Source organism: Novosphingobium sp. HNCC26BN242, from assembly GCF_057180525.1.
The window spans coordinates 490330-509448 of sequence record NZ_JBXUGM010000001.1 but is presented as its reverse complement, the minus strand read 5'-3'; the positions used below and the strand labels follow the sequence as shown (position 1 = coordinate 509448).

Sequence of the window (19119 nt, the reverse complement as noted above, 5' to 3'; positions counted from 1 at the left end):
CTCATATGCCGGCTTCCGGTGGACAGGGGCTGCTGCGATCTTCGATCAGGGCTTCGACGATCTGGCGGAAGCTGTCTCCACGCGCTTCGAAATCGCGGAACTGGTCAAAGCTGGCACAGGCCGGAGACAGCATCACGACATCGCCGGGCTGCGCCGCTTCCATGGCCTGCCGCACCGCATCGCACATCATCTCGCTACGCGTGACGGGCATGACCGGTTCGAGCAAGTCGGCGAACATCGGCCCAGCCTCACCAATGGTATAGGCGGCCACGACATTGCCGAAATAGGGCGCGCATTCATCCAGATTGTCGCTCTTGGGCAAGCCGCCCAGAATCCAGTGGATGCGCGGATAAGCGCCGAGCGCAGGCGCGGTGGAGGCCGCGTTGGTGGCCTTGCTGTCGTTGACGAACAGCACGCCGTTGGCCTCGGCTACGCGCTCCATGCGGTGCGGCAGGCCAACAAAGCTGGCCAGCGCAGGTCGCCACACGTCTTCGCCAATGCCGAGTTGCTGCGCAATCTCAACAGCAATGGCAGCATTTTGAAGGTTGTGCGGCCCTTGAAGCGAAGGCCAATCGGCCTGCCCCTGCAGCAGTTCAGGCTCTACCACATGGACGAACCCGGATTCGTGCCGCGCGGAAGTTTGCAGGCCGATGTTCAAAGTGTGCTGATCACCGCGGCCAAACACCGCATGATGGCGCGCTGACTGTATCTGGAACAGCCGCGCTTTGGCCGCAGCATAGCCCTCAAAGCCATCGTAGCGGTCTAGATGATCGGGGCTCAGATTGATCAGTGCAGCCACATCACAATCAAGGCTTTGCGTCAGGTCAATCTGGTAGCTGGACAATTCCAGCACATAGACGCCGCCTTCTGGCAATGGCTCCTGCCCCAGCACGGGCAACCCGATATTGCCGCCAAGCCGCGCCTCAAAGCCTGCGGCCTTGCAGATGTGGTGGACCAGCATGGTCGTGGTCGATTTGCCATTCGTACCGGTAATGCCAACCACGCGATGCAGCGGCAGGTCGGCGCGCGCCTGGGCAAACAGCTCGATATCGCCAATCACCGGCACGCCGAAAGATGCGGCATGGGCAGCAATCGGATGGCGGTTCAGCGGAACGCCGGGGCTTACAACAACGCCTGCAAAGCCCGTCAGATCGATCCCCAGCGGATCGGCAATCTCGCATCGCCCTTCATAGGCAACGCGCGGTTCTTCGCGGGCATCCCACAAAGTGACCTCTGCTCCGCCCGCCAGCAGCGCCTCGACACTGGCCTGCCCCGAACGGGCAAGGCCGAGCACGGCAAAGCGCTTGCCGGTAAAGGCGGGCGAGACGATCATCGCACCTTCAGCGTTGCAAGGCCGATCAGCGCCAGCACGATCGACACGATCCAGAAGCGGATCACGACGGTCGATTCCTTCCAGCCCAACTGTTCGAAATGGTGGTGGATCGGGGCCATGCGGAACACGCGCTTGCCGGTGCGCTTGTAGACCGCAACCTGCACGATCACCGACACCGCTTCCATCACGAACAGACCGCCGACGATGGCCAGCACGATCTCGTGATGCGCGGCCACCGCGATAACACCCAACGCTCCGCCAAGGGCCAGACTGCCGGTATCACCCATGAACACGGCGGCAGGCGGAGCGTTGAACCATAGAAACGCCAGCCCCGCCCCCATCATCGCCGCACAGAAAATCGCCAGTTCGCCAGCGCCCTTCACATGCGGAATGCCAAGGTAGCTGGAATAGTCCACGCGGCCCGCCAGATAGGCGATGATCGCGAACGTGCCCGCCGCAATGATCACCGGCATGATCGCAAGGCCATCCAATCCATCCGTCAGGTTCACCGCATTGCCCGCGCCAACGATCACAAAGATTGCAAAGAGATAGTAGAACGGTCCCAGCGGAATGTAGAGGTTGCTGAACACCGGCACATAGAGGTTGGTCTCCCCTACCGCGAGCCATGCCGCAAGGGCGGCAACCACGAATTCTCCGGCAAGACGGACCTTTGCTGGCACGCCTTTGTGCGCATACTTGGTGACCTTGTCGTAATCATCGAGAAAGCCGATCAGGCCAAATCCCAGCGTGACGACAATGCAGGACCACAGCAAACGGCTGGTCATGTCCATCCACAGCAGCAGCGACAGCAGCAGCGCGGTGACGATCATCAACCCGCCCATCGTGGGCGTGCCACGCTTGGCCAGGTGGGTTTGCGGGCCATCTTCGCGAATTGGCTGGCCTTTGCCTTGCCGCACGCGCAACATGTTGATGAAGCGCGGACCGATGATCAGGCCGATCAGCAGCGCGGTGAGCAGGGTAATGCCCGCGCGGAAGGTCTGGTAGCGGATGAGGTTGCTGAAACCTTCAAAATTCAGCCATTCGGCCAGCTGATAGAGCATTCACTGTTCCCTGGCGGCAAGTGAGCGCACGATCGCGCCCAGCCCTACCGAATTCGACCCCTTGACGAGCAGAGCATCACCCCCGCGCACGCCATCGGCCGCGAGACATTGCGCTGCTTCGGCCGCAGTCTGCACATGCGTTACATCGATTTGGGCGGCAAGCGACGATGCGCCGCTTTTCCCCAGTGCTTGCGCCAAAGGGGCCATTTCGGTGCCGACCAGCACCAGCTTATCAACCTTGCCTTCGGCAATCGGCCCGGCAAGTTCGGCATGATAGCGAGCCTCGTCAGCGCCCAGTTCCTTCATCGCGCCCAGAATAGCCACGCGCCGGGCTGCGGGCGTTGCCCCCAACTGGCGCAAGGTCACCGCCATTGACGCAGGATTGGCGTTGTAGCTTTCATCGATCAGCAGCGCGGTGCCAGACCCATCGCCACCGTGCGCCAGAATGGTGTGGCGCGCGCCGCGTCCGGCAAGGCCCTCCATTTCCGCCAGCGCAAGGCCTGCAGCGCCCAAATCACCGCCGATAGCCTCAACCGCGGCCATGATCGCCAGTGAATTGGCTACCCAGTGCTCGCCCGGCTGCGAAATCGTGTAGCACACCTTGCGCCCGCCCAGATCGGCCGTAACCAGCGTCCCGCCATGGGCCGAAACCACAGCATCAAGAAGGCGCACATTGGCATCGGCATGGCTGCCAAAGCTCACCACCCGTTCGGCGTGCTGCACGGCCTTGGCGCGCAGGCGTTCATAGTGGCGGTTGTCGTGCGGGATAATCGCAACGCCGCCGTGCTCCAGCCCTTCGAAGATCTCGGCCTTGGCGTCGGCAATGCCCTCCTCGCCCGCAAAATGGCCGATGTGTGCCGGGGCAATCGTGGTGATGATCGCCACATGCGGCCGCACCAGCTGCGTCAGCGCGGACAATTCGCCTGCATGGTTCATGCCCATTTCGAACACGCCAAAAATGCTGCGCGCGGGCATCCGGGCAAGGCTTAGCGGGACGCCCACATGGTTATTGTAACTCTTGACCGAACGGTGCGCCCGGCCCCGGCTCGCCCGGTCAAGCGCTGCATAGAGCGCCTCCTTGACCCCGGTTTTCCCTGCAGAGCCGGTAACGCCAATAATCCCGGCATCCACCCGCGCGCGCGCGGCCTTGCCCAGGTCCTCCAGCGCCGTTGCAGTGTTAGCGACAAGGACGTGCGGGCCGAAGCTGGCATGCTCCACCACCGCGCCTGATGCGCCACGCGCCGTGGCGCCTTCAAGGTAGCGATGGCCGTCAGATGCCTCACCCTTTAACGCAAAAAAGAGATCGCCTTCAACCACTTCGCGGCTGTCTATCTCAACGCCGGACACGGCAAAATGGGCGCTGGCCCGCCCACCGGTGGCGCGGGCGATGTCCTCACTGGTCCAAAGCGCAAGACCCGCCGTATCCGACGGGTCTTCTGGCCATGAAATAAGCGCGGGATGGGCGGTCATGTCGTGCACTCCCTTGCGACCTGTACGTCATCGAACGGCAGGATGCGCATTGCCTCACCCCTGCCAATGATCTGACCCTGTTCGTGCCCCTTGCCTGCGATCAGGACTATATCATCGCGCCCTGCCTCGGCAATGGCGACAGCAATGGCGGTGCGCCGATCACCGATCTCGCGCGCCTTGCCATCGCAGCCGGCCAAAACCGCTGCCCGGATCGTGGCGGCATCTTCGCCGCGCGGATTGTCGTCAGTCACGATCACCACTTCGGACCCCGCACAGGCCGCGCGGCCCATCTCTGGCCGCTTGCCTCCATCGCGGTCGCCGCCAGCGCCAAATACGGTGACCAAGCGCCCAGCGGTGTGTGGCCGCAGCGCAGTGATAGCGGCTTCTATCGCATCAGGAGTATGGGCGTAGTCGACATAAACCGGCGCGCCGGCGCGGTTGATCGCCGCGCGTTCAAGCCGCCCACGCACCGGCTGCAAGCGCGCCAATGCATCGAAAACCTTGTCCGCATCGCTGCCCGAGGCGATGGCGAGGCCTGCCGATACCAGCGCATTGGCGGCCTGATAGGCTCCGATCAGCGGCAGCGTGATCTTGCGCGCTTTGCCCTGCCATTCGATCTCAAGCGTCTGGCCAAGCTGGGTTGGCGCGCGGCCGGCGAGGCGGATCGTGGTGCCACAGGTGCCGACCGAGAACAGCTCTAGCCCCCGGCGCTGTGCATGTTCTGCCGCGCGGGCCGACCATTCGTCGTCCATCCACACCACCGCCGTGCCGCCATCTGTCACAACATGGTCGAACAGCCGCATCTTGGCGGCGAAATAGTCTTCCATCGTGGCGTGGTAATCGAGGTGATCGCGGCTCAGGTTGGTGAAGCCGCCTGCCACCACGCGAAGGCCTTCGTTGCGGTACTGCGAAAGGCCATGGCTCGATGCTTCGTAGGCAACGTGGGTCACCCCCTCGCGGGCGAGGCCGGTCATGTTCGCCAGAAACGTGACGATATCGGGCGTGGTCAGGCCGGTGGAGACGCTCTCGTCTGCGGTAGTGACGCCCAGTGTGCCGATCGAGGCGGCAGACTGGCCGAGCATGCGCCAGATCTGGCGCGTCATCTCCACCGTGGAGGTCTTGCCATTGGTGCCGGTGACCGCAACCACGGTTTCGGGCACCGGCTGAAAGAAGCGCGCGGCCAGCATGGCAAAGGCGCGGCGCGGTTCGGCATCGGCGATGTGGATCGCGCCTTCGACCTTTGCCTCAGGCCGCGCGACAACGGCCACTGCGCCAGACTTTACGGCATCGGCAATGAAATCCTCGCCGTTGAAGCGCGCGCCCGGAAATGCGCCGAAGATCGTACCCGGTGCAACCTTGCGGTGATCAATGGCAAACCCGGTGACATTTGCATCACCGCCAGCAGCCGGAAACCCCGCCGCTTCCAAGATTGCGGCCAGCTTCATTCGCCGTTCCCATTGCCGACCAGTGGCGAGAGGTCGGAGATATCGATATCGCGCGTATCGTCAGGCACGACGCCGAGGAACGGCCCAATGCGCGGTACCAGACGGCCAACGATGGGGCCGGCATTCCATGCGGCCGTGCGCTGGAACGATGTGGCCGCCGTGCCTTTGGGTTCATCCAACATGGCAATCACGACATAGCGCGGCTTGTCCATCGGGAAGGCAGCGGCAAAAGTCGCGACCAGCGAAGTGCGGTTGTAACCACCCTTCCCGCCAGGCTTTTCAGCCGAGCCGGTCTTGCCGCCCACACGAAAGCCGGGAGCATTGGCGGACTTGCCGGTGCCATCGACCACGATCATGCGCAGCAACTGGCGCATGCGTGCGCTGGTGGAGGCCTTGAATACGCGGCGGCCTTCGGGGGCCTTGGCCGGATCAACCTTGTAGAGCGTAGCCGGACGCCAGACGCCGCCATTCACCATTGCCGCATAGGCCGCAGCAAGGTGCAGTGGCGTGACCGCGATGCCGTGGCCATAGCTGACCGTCATCGTGGTGATGCGCGCCCATTCGCCGGTCTTTTCGTGGCCACGCGGCCAGAGCGGGAAGCCACGCGCAGGCAGTTCGATATAAGGGCGCTCGTTCATGCCAAGCGCGGCCATCGTCTTCTTGAGCGCCGGACCGCCGAGCTTGTCGGCCACTTGTGCGGTCACGATGTTCGATGAGTGGATCAGCGATTCTGGCACATTGAGCGAAGCGCCGAAGCTGTGGCTATCGCGGATGCGGAAGCCGCCGATTTCCAGCGGGCGATCCGCTGGATAGCGCACTGACAGATCGGTCACGACACCGGCATCGATGGCGGCGGCAACTGAGAGCGGCTTGAAGGTGGAGCCCAGTTCGTAAACCTGATTGGTGACCTTGTTGAACACCAGATCGTTGTAAGCCATATCCGAACGGTTGGGATTGAACGTTGGCAACGAGGCGAGCGCAATGACTTCGCCGGTATCGACGTCGAGAATGATTCCGGCGGCACCCTTGGCCTCGGTTTCCAGCATGCCCCGACCCAGTTCATCTTCAAGCGCGCCTTGCGCGCGCATGTCGATGGAGAGCGACACCGGACGGCCCCGCAAGGATGGGTCGAGCAGCTGCTTTTCGAGTACCTGCTCCATGCCGACCTGGCCCTTGCCTTCGCTGTCGACATAACCGAGAACATGAGCACCCAGCGACCCTTGCGGATAATAGCGCTGGTTTTCACGCGGAAATTCGAGCGCAGGTTCCCCCAGCGCAAAGATGCGGTTGGCTTCTTCTGGCATGATGCGGGCACGCAGATAACTGGGCCGGTCAGACTTCAGCCGCCGAAGCAGATCGGCATAATCTGCATCAGGAAATATCTGCATCAGCGCAGCGGCAACTTCTTCCGGTGATTTGACAAGCGGCGAACCATTTTCTCCGAATGCCTTGGGATTGTACCACAGAGCATAAGCAGGAAACGCGCGAGCCAGCGGCGCACCGTTGCGATCCACAATCTCACCCCGGGGCGGCAGAAGTGCTTCGGCCAGCGACCGGCGTTCAGGCGCGCCTTCAAAAAAACCAAGCTGTAGAATACGCACGAATGCTGCAAGTGCCGCACACACGAACAGGAACGCCACAACCAGCACGCGGATCTTGGCTTCCACCAGCGAACGCTGACGAACATTGGCCAGAGTGACCCGGCCTGAAGCGATGGCGGCAGAAGCGGTTAGCGCATTCACAGGGCTGCCCTAGCCTCCTTGCGCTTGGTTACACGAGAGGCTGCAGCTGTATTGCCTTTCGCCGCCTTGGATTTTTCCGCGGTTGTGGCAGCCTTGGTCAGCTTCGCGGCCGGCTTGGTCGCCTTGGCCTTTTCCGCTTTTACTACAGATGCCTTGCTGACGCTTTCCACAGGCTTTTTGCTCGCTTTTTCCGACAGTTTCTTGGACCGTGTCGGGGCCTTTGGCTCCGGCTTTTCGGACTTAGTCGCAGTGCGTACGGGCTTGCTCGGTCGTGAATCGACCACTTTGCCGAGCCGTTCATTCAAAGTTTCAACAGCATCAGCATGATCGACTTGAGATACATCACTCGCCTTGATCAGCGTTGGCTTGGGCTCTTGCGCCTCATCACCCAGCGGCTTGCCTGAAAGCGGCGATACCATAGCTGGAAGAGCCGACGAAGAGATCACCGAGTCATCAATGCTGGCGACGCGGATCGGCGCGGGCGCATTGGGTACGCTTGGCATGCTGAATGCTGCCAACTGCCGTTCACCTTCCAGATATTGCCCAGCCAGCGGTGCGGCATAGCCAAATTCTACATCATTCCAAGTCTTTAGCTGCTGCTGGTTCGCGCGCGTCTCAAACTCGGTTTCGAGATACATCTTCTCCTGCTTGAGCGCGACGATGCGCGCTTCCGCATGGTGAATCTGGCTGCGCAGCGCATTAACGCGGAACGCCAAGATCAGCACCATCGCCAGACACAGGCCCAGCAGCACCAGCCATCCAACGGACCGCAAGCGGTTGGCAGAAGCGATCATGCCGCGACCTTTCCTGCGTTTAGGCGGGCGGGTGCCGTCGTGCGGACAGCCCAGCGCAGCGTTGCGGACCGTGCACGCGGATTGCGTGCCTCTTCTTCTGCGGTCGGGCGAATTGCGGCCGATGGCTTTTCGAACACGGCGACCGACTTTTGCGCAATTTGCGGCATATGGCGCGATGCCGCGGGCATGGCTCCTGCTGCTTCACGTAGGAACTGCTTGACGATGCGGTCTTCCAGACTGTGGAAACTGACCACAACCAGGCGCCCCCCCGGCGCCAGCACTTTCTCTGCTGCCGCAAGGCCCGACAACAGCTCATCCAGTTCGCCATTCACGTGAATGCGCACCGCCTGAAAGCTGCGCGTAGCCGGGTCCTTCTGCGCCTTGGGGCCTTTGATATCAGGACGATAGCCAAGCGCTTTGCGCACCACGGTGGCAAACTGACCCGTAGTGGTGAGTGGGCGGGCCGCCACAACGGCGCGGGCAATGCGGCGCGACTGGCGTTCTTCGCCGTAGCGATAGAGCACGTCGGCAATATCTTCTTCAGCCGCTTCATTCAGGAAATCCGCCGCAGTTGGACCGTCCTGTGACATTCGCATGTCTAACGGGCCGTCCGAGGAAAACGCAAATCCGCGCGCTGCCTGATCAAGCTGCATCGAACTGACGCCGATATCGAACACGACACCCTGAACGCTGGCAATTCCGGCATTGGCAAGCCCTTCTGCCAGTTCGGAAAAGCGGCGCGGATGAAGGATCAGGCGCGGATCTTTTCCACAGGTTTCTCCCCAGAGCTGTCCCGCCGCAATCGCGTCCGGATCACGATCAAATGCATGGACGGTCGCGCCGGTGCCAAGGATCGAGCGGGTATAGCCGCCCGCGCCAAAAGTTGCGTCGACGATCAGATCACCGGGCTGCGGGTTCAGCGCGGCCAGCACTTCGTCGATCAGCACGGGAATGTGGGGGGCGCGCATGGTTTCAGCGGGGGCCATTTCAGGCGCGGTCATTTGCGCTTGCCCTTTGCAGCTTCAGCCATCTTGGCGCGGCAACCGGCCTGAGCAATCGCCCACGCCGCATCCTGTTCGAACAGGATGCGCGGGTTCCAGATGGTGATCTGGCGACCACCGCCGTGGAAATAGAGGCCGTCCTCTACTTGCCCGAGTTCGGACAGGTAATCGGGCAGGACGAACCGGCCGCTGTCATCATAGCTGACACGGGTGAAACCGTAGACTTGGCCTTCTGCGGCATCGCGATCAAAATCGAGGCCGAGCCGCAGCTTCTTTTCCTCTTCGCGATCAATCTCGGCAGCGAAATCGGCGAGGCGGGAGAGGCCGAAACCGGTGAGGCATGGCAGGCGCGGGTGCTTATCGAGGCAGAGCACGCGCTGATTCGCAGACGCGGTGAAAATATCGGAGCGGAAATCGGCAGGCAGAACAAAGCGGCCCTTTTCGCCGCGTGGCGAAAAGCCCTGTCCTACGAGATTTACCGACCCTCCCGTCACGCCGACCACCCCGCTCGCGGACGAAAAACTCCATGGCCCGGCCCCACGCCTGCGCGCAGAACCGACTCATCCCCCGCGGATGCGACTGGAGTTCGTCCCGATAACGCACACTCCTAACGCGGGACCGGGCGGGCGAAAAGGGGAAAATGCGGGAAAATGCGGACTATCGCTGATTCTGGACCGTTTTTTCTACTTACTTACGAAAGAGTAACCATAACCTGCCGCAAATAGTGACACAGAACGGCCCGATATTCAGGCCTTTATCCTTTGCCTGGATTTGCTGAAGCACTGCCTGCCCGCGGTTTCCCGCACGCAGGGCCATTTCAACGGTCGAACGCTTCATCCAGAAGTCGCTGCAGCCCGGAAATGCGGGCACTTTCGCCATCGCCGCTTTCCAGCAGAGCGGCGTCTGCAACCAGCACGGCGCGCCCTTTGCCGATGCGGCAGCGCGCAATCAGGCCTGCTGCGCCGATCCGACAATCGGCATCCTGCCCGCCTGCCTGTGCCGAAAATTGCCCCGGAAGGTTGACCGGAAGGCGCTCTCCCGCATTTTCCCGCTCACCCGCAGGCTGGTCTTCATCAAAGCGCAGTTCCAGCCCCCAGCGCGCGAGGATGGGCGAGACCAGCGCCACGTCCTGTGGCCTGCGCCGGTCACCCAGCGCATAGTGGCTGTCTTGTGTGAGCATGGGATCGGCAAAGAACAGCACAGCGCCGCCCCCACGCACCCATGAATCGAGCGCGACGTTTTCTTCCGGGGCAAGCGGGCGCGGCTGGGCAATGATCAGGTGACGGGTGGCGGAAAGATCGAGCAGCGTATTGAGCGGGATCACACGCGCGCGCTCTTCCAGCATGGCTCGCGCCCAGTGCTGGGTCTCTTCGCCATCAAGCATGCCCCTGAGGTCGCTCGATTCGCTCCATAGGATTGGCAGACTGGTGAACAAGCCAAGGCTCTGATCCGCAGCTTTGCCGCGCGATGTGGTGAACCACACACGGCTTGCAACCACAACCAACAACGCCAGCGCCAAGATCAGAATGCGGCGCATTGCCGCTCAGGGTTTTGGCGCGTTGACCGATGGCGCGGGCGCAGGCGGCGCTGGCGAGATCGTGACGGTGGGCTTTTCGTTGGCACTGACCGGGAGTTTTGGGGCGACGCCCATGTCTGCCAGCGGATCCTTGGCTGACGTAGCGCTTGCTTCGACGACAGGAGCAGCGGCATTCACCGCGCTTTCGTCGATGTATTTCGCCCGGTCCATGATCACGTTGGCAAGGCTGACGAGCAGCAGCATCCCGGCAAGGCCGAACAGCCCCACTTGCAGCCGGTGGACCGCCTGTGCCCGCATTTCGCGCATGGTTGGCGGCACGTGCGCCAAGGCGCTTGCAACGGCCGCAGCAGCCTGCTGCTCAGCCGGAGATGCGGGTGCCTGCTTTCTGCCGGGGAGGCCGAACATTGCCATCAGGGCATGGTAGCCTATTGCTCCAACCAAGGAAAGACCGGGAGGCCCTTCGCCTTCAACCAAGCAGGATTGTAGAGCGAGGAGAGATAACGGAAGCCCGTGTCGCACAGAATCGTCGCCACGCGGCTGCCCGGCCCCAGTTGCTTTGCCAGCGCCACCGCACCTGCCACATTGATACCGCTCGAAAGGCCAAGGCACAGGCCTTCGTCGGCCAGCAGGCGCTCCACCCAGTAGATGCCCTCTTCGTCCGAGATGCGGAACTGCGTGTCGATCGGCGCGCCATCGAGATTGGCGGTGATGCGTCCCTGCCCGATGCCTTCGGCCACCGAAGAACCTTCGGACTTCAATTCGCCGTTGGCGTAATAGTTGTAGAGCGCTGCGCCGTGCGGATCGGTCAGCGCGATAGTGACGTTCTCGTCAAACGCCTTGAGGCCCATGCCCACGCCTGCGATGGTGCCGCCGGTGCCCGCAGCGCAAGTGAAGCCATCGATGCGGTGCTCCATCTGCTCCCAGATTTCCGGCGCGGTGGTTTCGATATGGGCGCGGCGGTTGGCGATATTGTCAAACTGGTTGGCCCAGACCGCGCCTTCGGTTTCCTCGGCAATGCGGCGCGAAGTGTGGACGAAGTGGCCGGGGTTGGAGAATGGCGCGGCAGGGACCAGCACCAGTTCGGCGCGGAGCGCGCGCAATGTGTCCATCTTTTCGCGCGATTGCGTTTCGGGCATGACGATGACCGATTTGTATCCGCGCGCATTGGCCACCAGCGCAAGACCGATGCCGGTGTTACCCGCCGTGCCTTCAACGATCGTGCCGCCGGGCTGCAGCAGCCCTCGCTCTTCGGCATCGCGCACGATCCACAGCGCGGCGCGGTCTTTTACCGAGGCGCCGGGGTTGGCAAATTCGCACTTGCCATAGATTTCGGCACCTGCCGCTTCGCTCGGTCCTTTGAGCAGGACGAGCGGCGTGTTGCCGATGAGCGAAATGGTATCGGGTGTAATCGGTGGAGCGTTCATAATCCCCGAATTAGGGACTGTCTGCCCAATTGCCAACGCAATTGCGCTTGTCTGCCAACAAGCGAAGTTACTCGCGTCCCGCCCGGATCGCCGCTCCACCGGCAAAGGGCGCAACTGCCAGCGCAACAAGGCTGCACGCCGCGAGCAAGGCCAGCCCGCCCTCCCCGTCTGGCTGGAGCGAGCCTGCGCCGAAGATTAGGAGCGGCACCGCCATCGGAATTGCCAGCAAGCCGCCCAGCGCTGCACCTGCGCGCATTCCGGCGGTCAGCGCGGCGATGGTCACGCCGATCGCCGCCAGCCCCGGTGTGCCGAGCAGCAGGCCCAGTTCCACCGTCCACAACTGCTGCGCATCAAGCGACAGCAACCCTGCCGAAAGTGGCGCGGCCAGCATCAGCGGCACCCCGAAACTGAGCCAGTGCGCTAGCACGCGCACCGCTAGCAGCGCTTCCTCCGAAATGCCGCGCAAGGCCCATTGATCGAACAGGCCTGCCTCCACATCCGGCTCTACCAGACGGTCGAGCGGCAGGATCGCTGCCAGCAATGCCGCTACCCAGATCACCCCTGCCCCGGTCCGCGCCAGCAACCGCGCATCCGGCCCGACCGCGAAAGGGAACAGCATAGCCACCGCAAGGAAGAACAACAGCGGCAGCACCGCCCCGCCGCGCCCCTGCGCACCGCGCGTCAGCAGGGCGAGATCACGGGTGAAAATCGGCCAGAGCTTGCGGATCATGCCTGGAAGTCCAGCAGCTTGATTTCGTCCACCGCTTCCAGCGACAGCGGCTGGTGCGATGCGATGATAACCGCACCCCCGGCGCGGCAATGCGCATCGATGGCCGCCTGCGCCTTGCACGACCAATAGGTGTCGAGGCCGTTCAGCGGCTCGTCCAGCAGCCACAGCGGGGCACCGCTTGCTGCCACGCGAGCGAGCGCTGCACGTTTACGCTGCCCGGTGGACAGATAGCGAACCGGCACATCAAGCAGATCGGCCAAACCGAAATCGGCGTCCATCGGCGCGGCCCGGTCGATCCGCTGCCAGAACGCCAGCGCCTGCGCCAAAGGTTGATGGCCATCAAGCGCGAGCCGTTCATCCGCCAAAGCAATGTTGCCGGTGCGCTCAACCGTCCCGGCATAGGGCCTCAGCAATCCGGCGAGGATGCGGATGAGGCTCGATTTGCCGATGCCGTTGGGTCCAGCAAGGTGGACGATTTGCCCCGTGCCAACAGACAGCGACAGGCCCCGGAACAAAATCCGGTCCCCGCGCCTGCAGGCAATATCCGTGGCGACGAGACCGCACTCTTGCATAGGATGGAGCGATAGGGGAAACGATGGCGACTGCCAAGCTTACCAAAGGACCGACGATGACCATAGCCCGCCTGACCGACGCCGAACGCGATGCGCTGCTGGCCGAACTGCCCGAATGGCAATTGCGCGAAGATGGACTGGCGATGGTCCGCACCTTCCGCTTCGGCGATTTTTCGGAAGCTTGGGCCTTCATGAACCGCGTCGCGCTCTATGCGGAAAAGGCCGACCACCACCCGGAATGGTTCAACGTCTACAATCGCGTGGAAGTGACACTGACGACGCACGACGCCGATGGGCTGTCGGCAAGGGATGCGGCGATGGCGCGGGCGATGGAGGGGTTTGTTTGAGGGATTGAGACGCGCGGAGGGGTGGCGGGTTTTTGAGGTTTCCGATTGAAAGCTGTCATGCGGGACACGACCCCATTGCGGCCATCGCTCGGTTCCGCTCTAATGTTGCAATGACAAAGGTTTTTTACGGTAGCTACGTGATCTGCGCACTGCTCGGGCTTCTTTTTCTGTTCATGTTCGTCGAGACGTATTTGCGCGGTGAAATAGGAATCTATCACCCAGTGGTCATCTTCACATCGGGTGAGACGAGCATGTTTTTGCTGGCAAGCATATTCTTCCCGCTAAGGGCGAAACTCGTCGCGCTATTGCTGTTCGCATTGTGCACGATCTCCACTTATATTTGGGAAATGAGCAGATGGCCTATCGACTTAACAGGCATGTCATTCTCTAATCGTCTTTTTCAAGGGGGGCTTTTCCTGATCTTTGCTTTCGTGCCGCGCTTAGGCATGGTTAGCGGCGTGTCACTTTTGAGGCGGCATCCCGACCACAAAAGGCACAATGAGGAGGCGTCCTGTTGAACAGCTTAATGCCCGCTTCCCACCCAATTCAAGTCGCTCAAGTTCTCCACAGTCTATCCCAAATCCCGCCGTCACCCCGGACTTGATCCGGGGTCCCGCTTTTCTTTGGCGGCACAAAAAGGGACAGCGGGATCCCGGGTCAAGCCCGGGATGATGAATGAGGGGATGGATTCTTGGCGCAAGGCAGAGTGGCCCTACTTCCCCAGTGGCTTTGCCGATGACCGCATCTGCTTGCGCAACGCCCCCGGCATCCACCGCGACGCGAAGGCCAGTTTGCGGGCGGTCTTGCCTACCACGGTGTGCAACCGGCTCCCGTGCACCGCTGCCCACGCAGCCTCGGCCACTTCGCTCACCGGCGTGAGTTCGAGGCCTGCGCCGAGTACGCGGGTGCGGATGTCTTCGTTGCTGGCGCGGTTGGGGGCGTGGTCGAGCAGCGGGGTTTCGATGAAGCTGGGCATCAGGTCGCGCACCGCAATCCCGTCCTCGGCCCATTCGCCGTCGAGCGATTCGGTGATCGCACGCACGCCGAACTTGGTGGCGGAATAGACCGAAGCTCCGGGTGAGCCGTAGATGCCCGCCGCGCTGGAGGTGTTGAGCAGGCAAGATCCCGGTGCGCTGGCCTTGAGCCAAGGGTGTGCCGCCTGTGCGCCGAAGATCACGCCCTTGAGGTTGATGTCGAGCGTGCGTTCGATCTCCTCAGCAGTCAGGTCGACGATTGCGCCACCAATCGGAACGCCCGCATTGTTGAACACCACATTGATCCGCCCGTCCGAAGCCTTGGCGCAATCCGCCAGCGCCTGATCCCATGCCGCACGGTCACGCACGTCGAGTTTGTGGCAGGAGCTTTGCGCAGACGGCAGCGATGCTGCGGTTTGCGCCATTCCCGCCTCGTTCACATCGGCCAGCCCCACGAACCAACCCCCTTGCGCAAAGCGCTGCGCCACCGCGCGGCCGATTCCCGAAGCGCCGCCGGTGATGAAGATCGTCTTTCCCGCCACTGCCATCCCCTGCTCACATTGTTGTCAGCAGCAGATTACAGCGCCGGATTGTTATAGCAATGCCACGTGAAAATCGCCGCCGCACCGCGATGCGGACGCCAGTCCTCGGCCAGAGCGCGGGTCTCCTTCTCGCTCGGTCGCTCTTCAAGGCCCAGCAGTTTGCCTAGCCCCACCTGCACCGCCAGATCGCCCGCAGGCCAGATGTCGGGCCGTCCCTCGGCAAAGAGCAGGTAGATTTCTGCCGACCAGCGCCCGATGCCCTTGATCCTGACCAGTTCGGCAATCGCCTCCTCGTCATTCTTGGGCAGCGCCTTAAGATCGAGTTCGCCCGAAACGACCAGTTCGCACAAGGACCGCACATAGCCCTGCTTTTGGCGCGACAGGCCGCAAGCGCGCAGCGAATCGAAATCGGCGGCAAGCAGATCGTGCGGTGGCATGTCCTCGCCCAGGAGCGCCTCAAGCTTGGTCCACACCGATGCGGCGGCCGCCACGCTAACCTGCTGGCCGACGATGGTGCGCAGCAGCGTGGCGTATCCAGTGGGGCGCAGGCGCGGTTCGGGGTAGCCGACGCGGGCGATGGCCCCGGCCAGAGATGGATTGCGGGCGGCGATGAAATCCAGCCCTTCGCGGATTGCCTCTGCCGAAAGCCCCACCTTAATTCTCCACAAACACGATATGGCCGGTTCGGCAGTTGCCAAAGCCGGATTGCCGCGATAGCAGCCCCGTCCAAAGGCGAACAGGGGGCGCGGGGATTGCGTTTGGGCCTGCCGCCGATTTTGGAGAACAAGCGATGCCGAAGATCGTGGTTGTCAATCGTGCAGGTGAAGAAAAGACGGTCGAGGCCGATGCTGGCCTTTCAGTGATGGAAGCCATCCGCGACAACGGCTTTGACGAATTGCTGGCCCTGTGCGGCGGCTGCTGCTCGTGCGCCACGTGCCACGTCTATGTCGACCCGGCCTTTGCGGACAAGGTTTCGCCGATGAGCGAAGATGAGAACGATCTGCTCGACAGCTCGGATCACCGCAACGAAACCTCGCGCCTGTCGTGCCAGGTGCAGCTGACCAGCGCGCTGGACGGCCTGCGCGTAACGATTGCGCCGGAAGACTGATTTTCCGCGCTTTGCGTGATGAAAAGGGCCCGCCTCCCGATGGAGCGCGGGCCTTTTTCTTTACTGGGCCTGCTCCCCCGCGAAGGCGGGGGCCTCAGGAGTATTAAGCCGAGGTTCTGTAAACGGCACGAGGTCCCCGCCTTCGCGGGGACGCAGAAACCGCTGAACTAAACGCGCAATCCCGCCGTCTCGTCCAGCCCGGCCATCAGGTTCAGCGTCTGCACCGCAGCGCCACTCGCGCCTTTGCCGAGGTTGTCCAGCACTGCCACCAGCCGCGCCTGTTCACCATCGCCGCTGCCCATCACGTGAAGCTTCAGCCCGTCCCAAGGCTCCATCGACCCTCGCAGCAGCAATTCGCCCTCAGCCGTAGCATCCTGCGCCACTGTCACAATCTTCGATTCGCCATAAAACTGCGTCAGCGCCGCGCGCAGCAGGTCTGCGGGCACATTGCCCGGCATAACACCCAGCGGCAGCAGCACTTCCACCACCATGCCGCGATGGGCAGGCACCACGGCGGGGCTGAACAGCGGGGCAATGGCAAGGCCGGCATAACGCTGCATTTCCGGCACATGCTTGTGCCCAAAGCCAAGGCCATAGCCGCGCCATGCGATATCGCGGTCATCCTCAAACCGCTTGATCAGCGCCTTGCCGCCGCCCGAATAGCCAGAGACGCCGGTGCAGGTATAGGGCCACGCCGAAGGCAGCAGGCCGTTGTGGACCAGCGGGGCCAGCAAGGCGAGGAAGCCGGTGGGATAGCAGCCGGGGTTGGAAACCCGCGCAGCCTGCGCCACCACCTCGCGTCCGACGAGCTCCGGGAAACCATAGGCCCAGCCATCGGCCACCCGGTGCGCGGTTGAAGCGTCGATCACCTTGGTGCGATCATTGCGGATCATCGCCACGGCATCGCGGGCGGCATCATCAGGCAGGCACAGGATCACCACATCGGCGTCATTGATGGCCTCGGCCCGCGCCGCATCATCCTTGCGGCGCACATCATCAAGCGCGATGATCGTGAATTCTCTGCGGCCTGCCAGCCGGTCGGCAATCTCAAGGCCAGTGGTGCCCGCAGCGCCATCGATAAAGACCGAAGTTGTCATGCCGATGGCTCCAGTTGCGCGATTTCGACATAGCCGACCAGCAAGTCTGTGGTGGCCTGCCCCCAGGCCCAGCCGCCTGCGATATCAAGCACATCGAACCCTTCGCCCGCCGCCAGCGCGCGCAGTTCTTCGCCATCGGGCTTGCCCGCGGCCCGCAACATGGCGGGCGATTTCAGCACATGCGGCATTGGCACGGCGTAGTGCGGCACGAAGTAGCGCCCCGCGAGGCCAATATGCGCCAGATCGCCGCGCACCGGCAGGTGCGGCTTGTCCGAACGGTCCGCCGGACGGGTCAGCACGAGCGGTCCAGTCGGCAGTTCGGCAGAAAGAGGCGTGGCGTCAACGGTCAATTCAGGGTGCCCTCGCAGCAGGAAAGCCGGGCGATTAGCGGCGTCGGGGCGGTAGGGCAAGTCATGCGGCATGAGCGGGCGCAATCAGCCGTAGCGCGCCTTCAGCAGGCCCCAGGCCGCGCGTAAGCCCAAGGCATCACCGCCTTTGGGCCGCCCGGGCTTGGCCACAGGCCGCCAGGCGAAAGTATCAAAGTGTGCCCAATCAAGGCCTTCGCCCACAAACCGGTCCAGAAACAGCGCGGCTGTGCTGGCCCCGGCAAAGCCGCTAGCAGGCGCATTCAGCAGGTCTGCCACATCCGATTTGAGGTATTCGCGATAGCCTTCGTAAAGGGGCAGTTGCCAGCACGGATCGTCGCGTTCAAGCCCTGCGGCGATAAGGCCTTGCGCGGTTTCGCTGCGCCGCGCGAAGAGCGCGGGCAGATCCGGCCCCAGCGCCACGCGGGCAGCGCCGGTCAGCGTGGCAAAATCGATGACCAGTTCGGGCTTCAATTCGCTGGCACGAGTCAGCGCATCGCCCAGCACGAGCCGCCCTTCGGCATCGGTATTGGTGATCTCCACCGACAGGCCCGCGCGCGAGCGCAGGATATCGCCGGGGCGGAAGGCATTGCCCGATATGGCATTTTCCACAGCAGGCACAAGCAGATGGAGCCGGATCTTCAGGCCCAGTGCCATGATCAGACCGGCAAGAGCAATGGCATGAGCCGCGCCACCCATATCTTTTTTCATCAGCGCCATGCCGGACGATGGCTTGATATCGAGCCCGCCGGAATCGAAGCAGACGCCCTTGCCGACAATGGCGACGCGCGGATGCTTGGGATCGCCCCATTCCATCTCGATCATGCGCGGCGCGTGGCTGCGGGCAGCGGCACGGCCAACGGCGTGGACCATCGGGTAATCGTGTTCCAGCGAATCGCCTGAAACCACGTGGACTTCGGCGTGGTGCCGTTTGGCCAGCGCGCGCACTTCAGATTCAAGCTGTAGCGGCCCCATGTCTTCGGCCGGGGTGTTCACCAGATCGCGCACGACCAGCACGGCGGTGGCCTCGGCCAGCACAGGTTCGATCCGGGCGACGTCCTTGGTCAGGAGTATGCGCGGCTCTGTGTCCTTTGCGTCCTTGCGATAGCGGTCGAAGCGGTATTGGCCGGTTACCCAGCCGTGCAGCGCCTTTCCTGGTTCTCCTCCGGCGCGGCGATAGGTGCCGCCGGGAAGGACATCGGCCAGCTTGGCCATGCACCACGATGAGAGGTCGTTGACATTGGCAACGCCTGCCACGGCGAACCAGCCATCGCCATCGGGGACGATAGCGTGTTCATAGCCTCCACCTTCAAACTTCTGCGCGGTGAGCGCCGCACGCTGGCCTGGGTTCAGACTTTTGAGAAAGTCAGGCAAGGTGGCCTTGTCAACCAGGTGGAGGACGGTGGCCGGTTGGCCGCGATCAGGCTGGATCAGCGCGTGTTTGTCGGTCATGTTGCCCCACTGCATGCCGCACAGCGCCTTTGGTTGCGAGTGGAATTTGCAGAGTGGGATGCGCACCCGCCTTTGGGACACCGCGGGAATGCCACCAGTCGCAATGAAAAGGTACGTATGGCCTT

Annotated in this window: 21 protein-coding genes; 3 read left to right on the top strand and 18 right to left on the bottom strand. The window is 62.7% G+C overall.

Annotation, left to right across the window (positions count from 1 at the left end):
- Position 1: 1 nt before the first annotated feature.
- From murD to ccmA, 13 genes are all read right to left on the bottom strand, one after another.
- Positions 2-1333 (bottom strand): UDP-N-acetylmuramoyl-L-alanine--D-glutamate ligase, encoded by a 1332-nt coding sequence (gene murD, locus AC2A1F_RS02460; protein ID WP_484207182.1) that lies wholly within the window; start codon positions 1331-1333, stop codon positions 2-4.
- On the bottom strand, positions 1330-2394 hold the full coding sequence (mraY, locus tag AC2A1F_RS02455; RefSeq protein WP_292631135.1) for a phospho-N-acetylmuramoyl-pentapeptide-transferase: 1065 nt from the start codon (positions 2392-2394) through the stop codon (positions 1330-1332). Before mraY ends, murD begins: the two co-directional genes overlap by 4 nt.
- The gene (locus AC2A1F_RS02450) at positions 2395-3864 is read right to left on the bottom strand and encodes a UDP-N-acetylmuramoyl-tripeptide--D-alanyl-D-alanine ligase (RefSeq protein WP_484207181.1); all 1470 of its coding nucleotides are present in this window, start codon (positions 3862-3864) and stop codon (positions 2395-2397) included.
- Positions 3861-5309 (bottom strand): UDP-N-acetylmuramoyl-L-alanyl-D-glutamate--2,6-diaminopimelate ligase, encoded by a 1449-nt coding sequence (locus AC2A1F_RS02445; RefSeq protein WP_484207180.1) that lies wholly within the window; start codon positions 5307-5309, stop codon positions 3861-3863. Before AC2A1F_RS02445 ends, AC2A1F_RS02450 begins: the two co-directional genes overlap by 4 nt.
- Positions 5306-7051: a peptidoglycan D,D-transpeptidase FtsI family protein gene (locus AC2A1F_RS02440; protein ID WP_484207179.1), complete on the bottom strand. Its 1746-nt coding sequence runs from the start codon at positions 7049-7051 to the stop codon at positions 5306-5308. The genes AC2A1F_RS02445 and AC2A1F_RS02440 overlap by 4 nt, the downstream gene beginning before the upstream one ends.
- The gene (locus AC2A1F_RS02435) at positions 7048-7845 is read right to left on the bottom strand and encodes a hypothetical protein (RefSeq protein WP_484207178.1); all 798 of its coding nucleotides are present in this window, start codon (positions 7843-7845) and stop codon (positions 7048-7050) included. Before AC2A1F_RS02435 ends, AC2A1F_RS02440 begins: the two co-directional genes overlap by 4 nt.
- A complete protein-coding gene (gene rsmH / locus AC2A1F_RS02430) occupies positions 7842-8846 on the bottom strand; it encodes a 16S rRNA (cytosine(1402)-N(4))-methyltransferase RsmH (RefSeq protein WP_484207177.1) in 1005 nt (334 codons plus the stop codon). Before rsmH ends, AC2A1F_RS02435 begins: the two co-directional genes overlap by 4 nt.
- Positions 8843-9340: a division/cell wall cluster transcriptional repressor MraZ gene (locus tag AC2A1F_RS02425; protein WP_292631147.1), complete on the bottom strand. Its 498-nt coding sequence runs from the start codon at positions 9338-9340 to the stop codon at positions 8843-8845. The genes rsmH and AC2A1F_RS02425 overlap by 4 nt, the downstream gene beginning before the upstream one ends.
- Positions 9341-9663: 323 nt before the next feature.
- Complete coding sequence (locus tag AC2A1F_RS02420) at positions 9664-10383, bottom strand: ABC transporter (RefSeq protein ID WP_484207176.1); 720 nt, start codon at positions 10381-10383, stop codon at positions 9664-9666.
- 6 nt (positions 10384-10389) lie between these two features.
- Positions 10390-10794 carry a hypothetical protein gene (locus AC2A1F_RS02415; protein WP_484207175.1) on the bottom strand — a complete coding sequence of 135 codons (405 nt, stop codon included), beginning with the start codon at positions 10792-10794 and terminating at the stop codon, positions 10390-10392.
- A gap of 14 nt (positions 10795-10808) precedes the next feature.
- The gene (locus tag AC2A1F_RS02410; RefSeq protein ID WP_484207174.1) at positions 10809-11807 is read right to left on the bottom strand and encodes a cysteine synthase A; all 999 of its coding nucleotides are present in this window, start codon (positions 11805-11807) and stop codon (positions 10809-10811) included.
- A 67-nt stretch (positions 11808-11874) separates the two neighbouring features.
- Entirely contained in the window at positions 11875-12537 is a 663-nt protein-coding gene (gene ccmB, locus AC2A1F_RS02405; protein ID WP_292622378.1) for a heme exporter protein CcmB, read from the bottom strand.
- Positions 12534-13109, bottom strand: coding sequence for a heme ABC exporter ATP-binding protein CcmA (gene ccmA / locus AC2A1F_RS02400; RefSeq protein ID WP_484207173.1), 576 nt, complete (start codon positions 13107-13109; stop codon positions 12534-12536). Before ccmA ends, ccmB begins: the two co-directional genes overlap by 4 nt.
- A 56-nt stretch (positions 13110-13165) precedes the next feature.
- On the opposite strand from ccmA, the gene AC2A1F_RS02395 reads away from it, so the two are divergent.
- Both AC2A1F_RS02395 and AC2A1F_RS02390 read left to right on the top strand, forming a co-directional pair.
- A complete protein-coding gene (locus AC2A1F_RS02395; protein ID WP_484208150.1) occupies positions 13166-13456 on the top strand; it encodes a 4a-hydroxytetrahydrobiopterin dehydratase in 291 nt (96 codons plus the stop codon).
- 110 nt (positions 13457-13566) lie between these two features.
- Positions 13567-13974: a hypothetical protein gene (locus AC2A1F_RS02390; RefSeq protein WP_484207172.1), complete on the top strand. Its 408-nt coding sequence runs from the start codon at positions 13567-13569 to the stop codon at positions 13972-13974.
- Between the two features lie 194 nt (positions 13975-14168).
- Here AC2A1F_RS02390 and AC2A1F_RS02385 read toward each other — a convergent pair whose 3' ends face one another.
- Complete coding sequence (locus AC2A1F_RS02385) at positions 14169-14978, bottom strand: SDR family oxidoreductase (protein WP_484207171.1); 810 nt, start codon at positions 14976-14978, stop codon at positions 14169-14171.
- A 29-nt stretch (positions 14979-15007) separates the two neighbouring features.
- Entirely contained in the window at positions 15008-15625 is a 618-nt protein-coding gene (locus AC2A1F_RS02380; RefSeq protein WP_484208149.1) for a DNA-3-methyladenine glycosylase family protein, read from the bottom strand.
- A gap of 137 nt (positions 15626-15762) precedes the next feature.
- Between AC2A1F_RS02380 and AC2A1F_RS02375 the strand changes: the two genes are divergently transcribed.
- Positions 15763-16080, top strand: a complete 318-nt coding sequence (locus tag AC2A1F_RS02375) for a 2Fe-2S iron-sulfur cluster-binding protein (protein ID WP_292631162.1) — start codon at positions 15763-15765, stop codon at positions 16078-16080.
- A gap of 167 nt (positions 16081-16247) precedes the next feature.
- On the opposite strand, the gene argC is transcribed toward AC2A1F_RS02375, so the two are convergent.
- The 3 genes from argC to AC2A1F_RS02360 all read right to left on the bottom strand — a co-directional run bounded on the left by argC (position 16248) and on the right by AC2A1F_RS02360 (position 18994).
- Positions 16248-17177, bottom strand: coding sequence for an N-acetyl-gamma-glutamyl-phosphate reductase (argC, locus tag AC2A1F_RS02370; protein ID WP_484207170.1), 930 nt, complete (start codon positions 17175-17177; stop codon positions 16248-16250).
- Entirely contained in the window at positions 17174-17527 is a 354-nt protein-coding gene (locus AC2A1F_RS02365) for an SH3 domain-containing protein (RefSeq protein ID WP_484207169.1), read from the bottom strand. Before AC2A1F_RS02365 ends, argC begins: the two co-directional genes overlap by 4 nt.
- A gap of 84 nt (positions 17528-17611) precedes the next feature.
- Entirely contained in the window at positions 17612-18994 is a 1383-nt protein-coding gene (locus tag AC2A1F_RS02360) for a leucyl aminopeptidase family protein (protein ID WP_484207168.1), read from the bottom strand.
- Between the last annotated feature and the right edge of the window lie 125 nt (positions 18995-19119).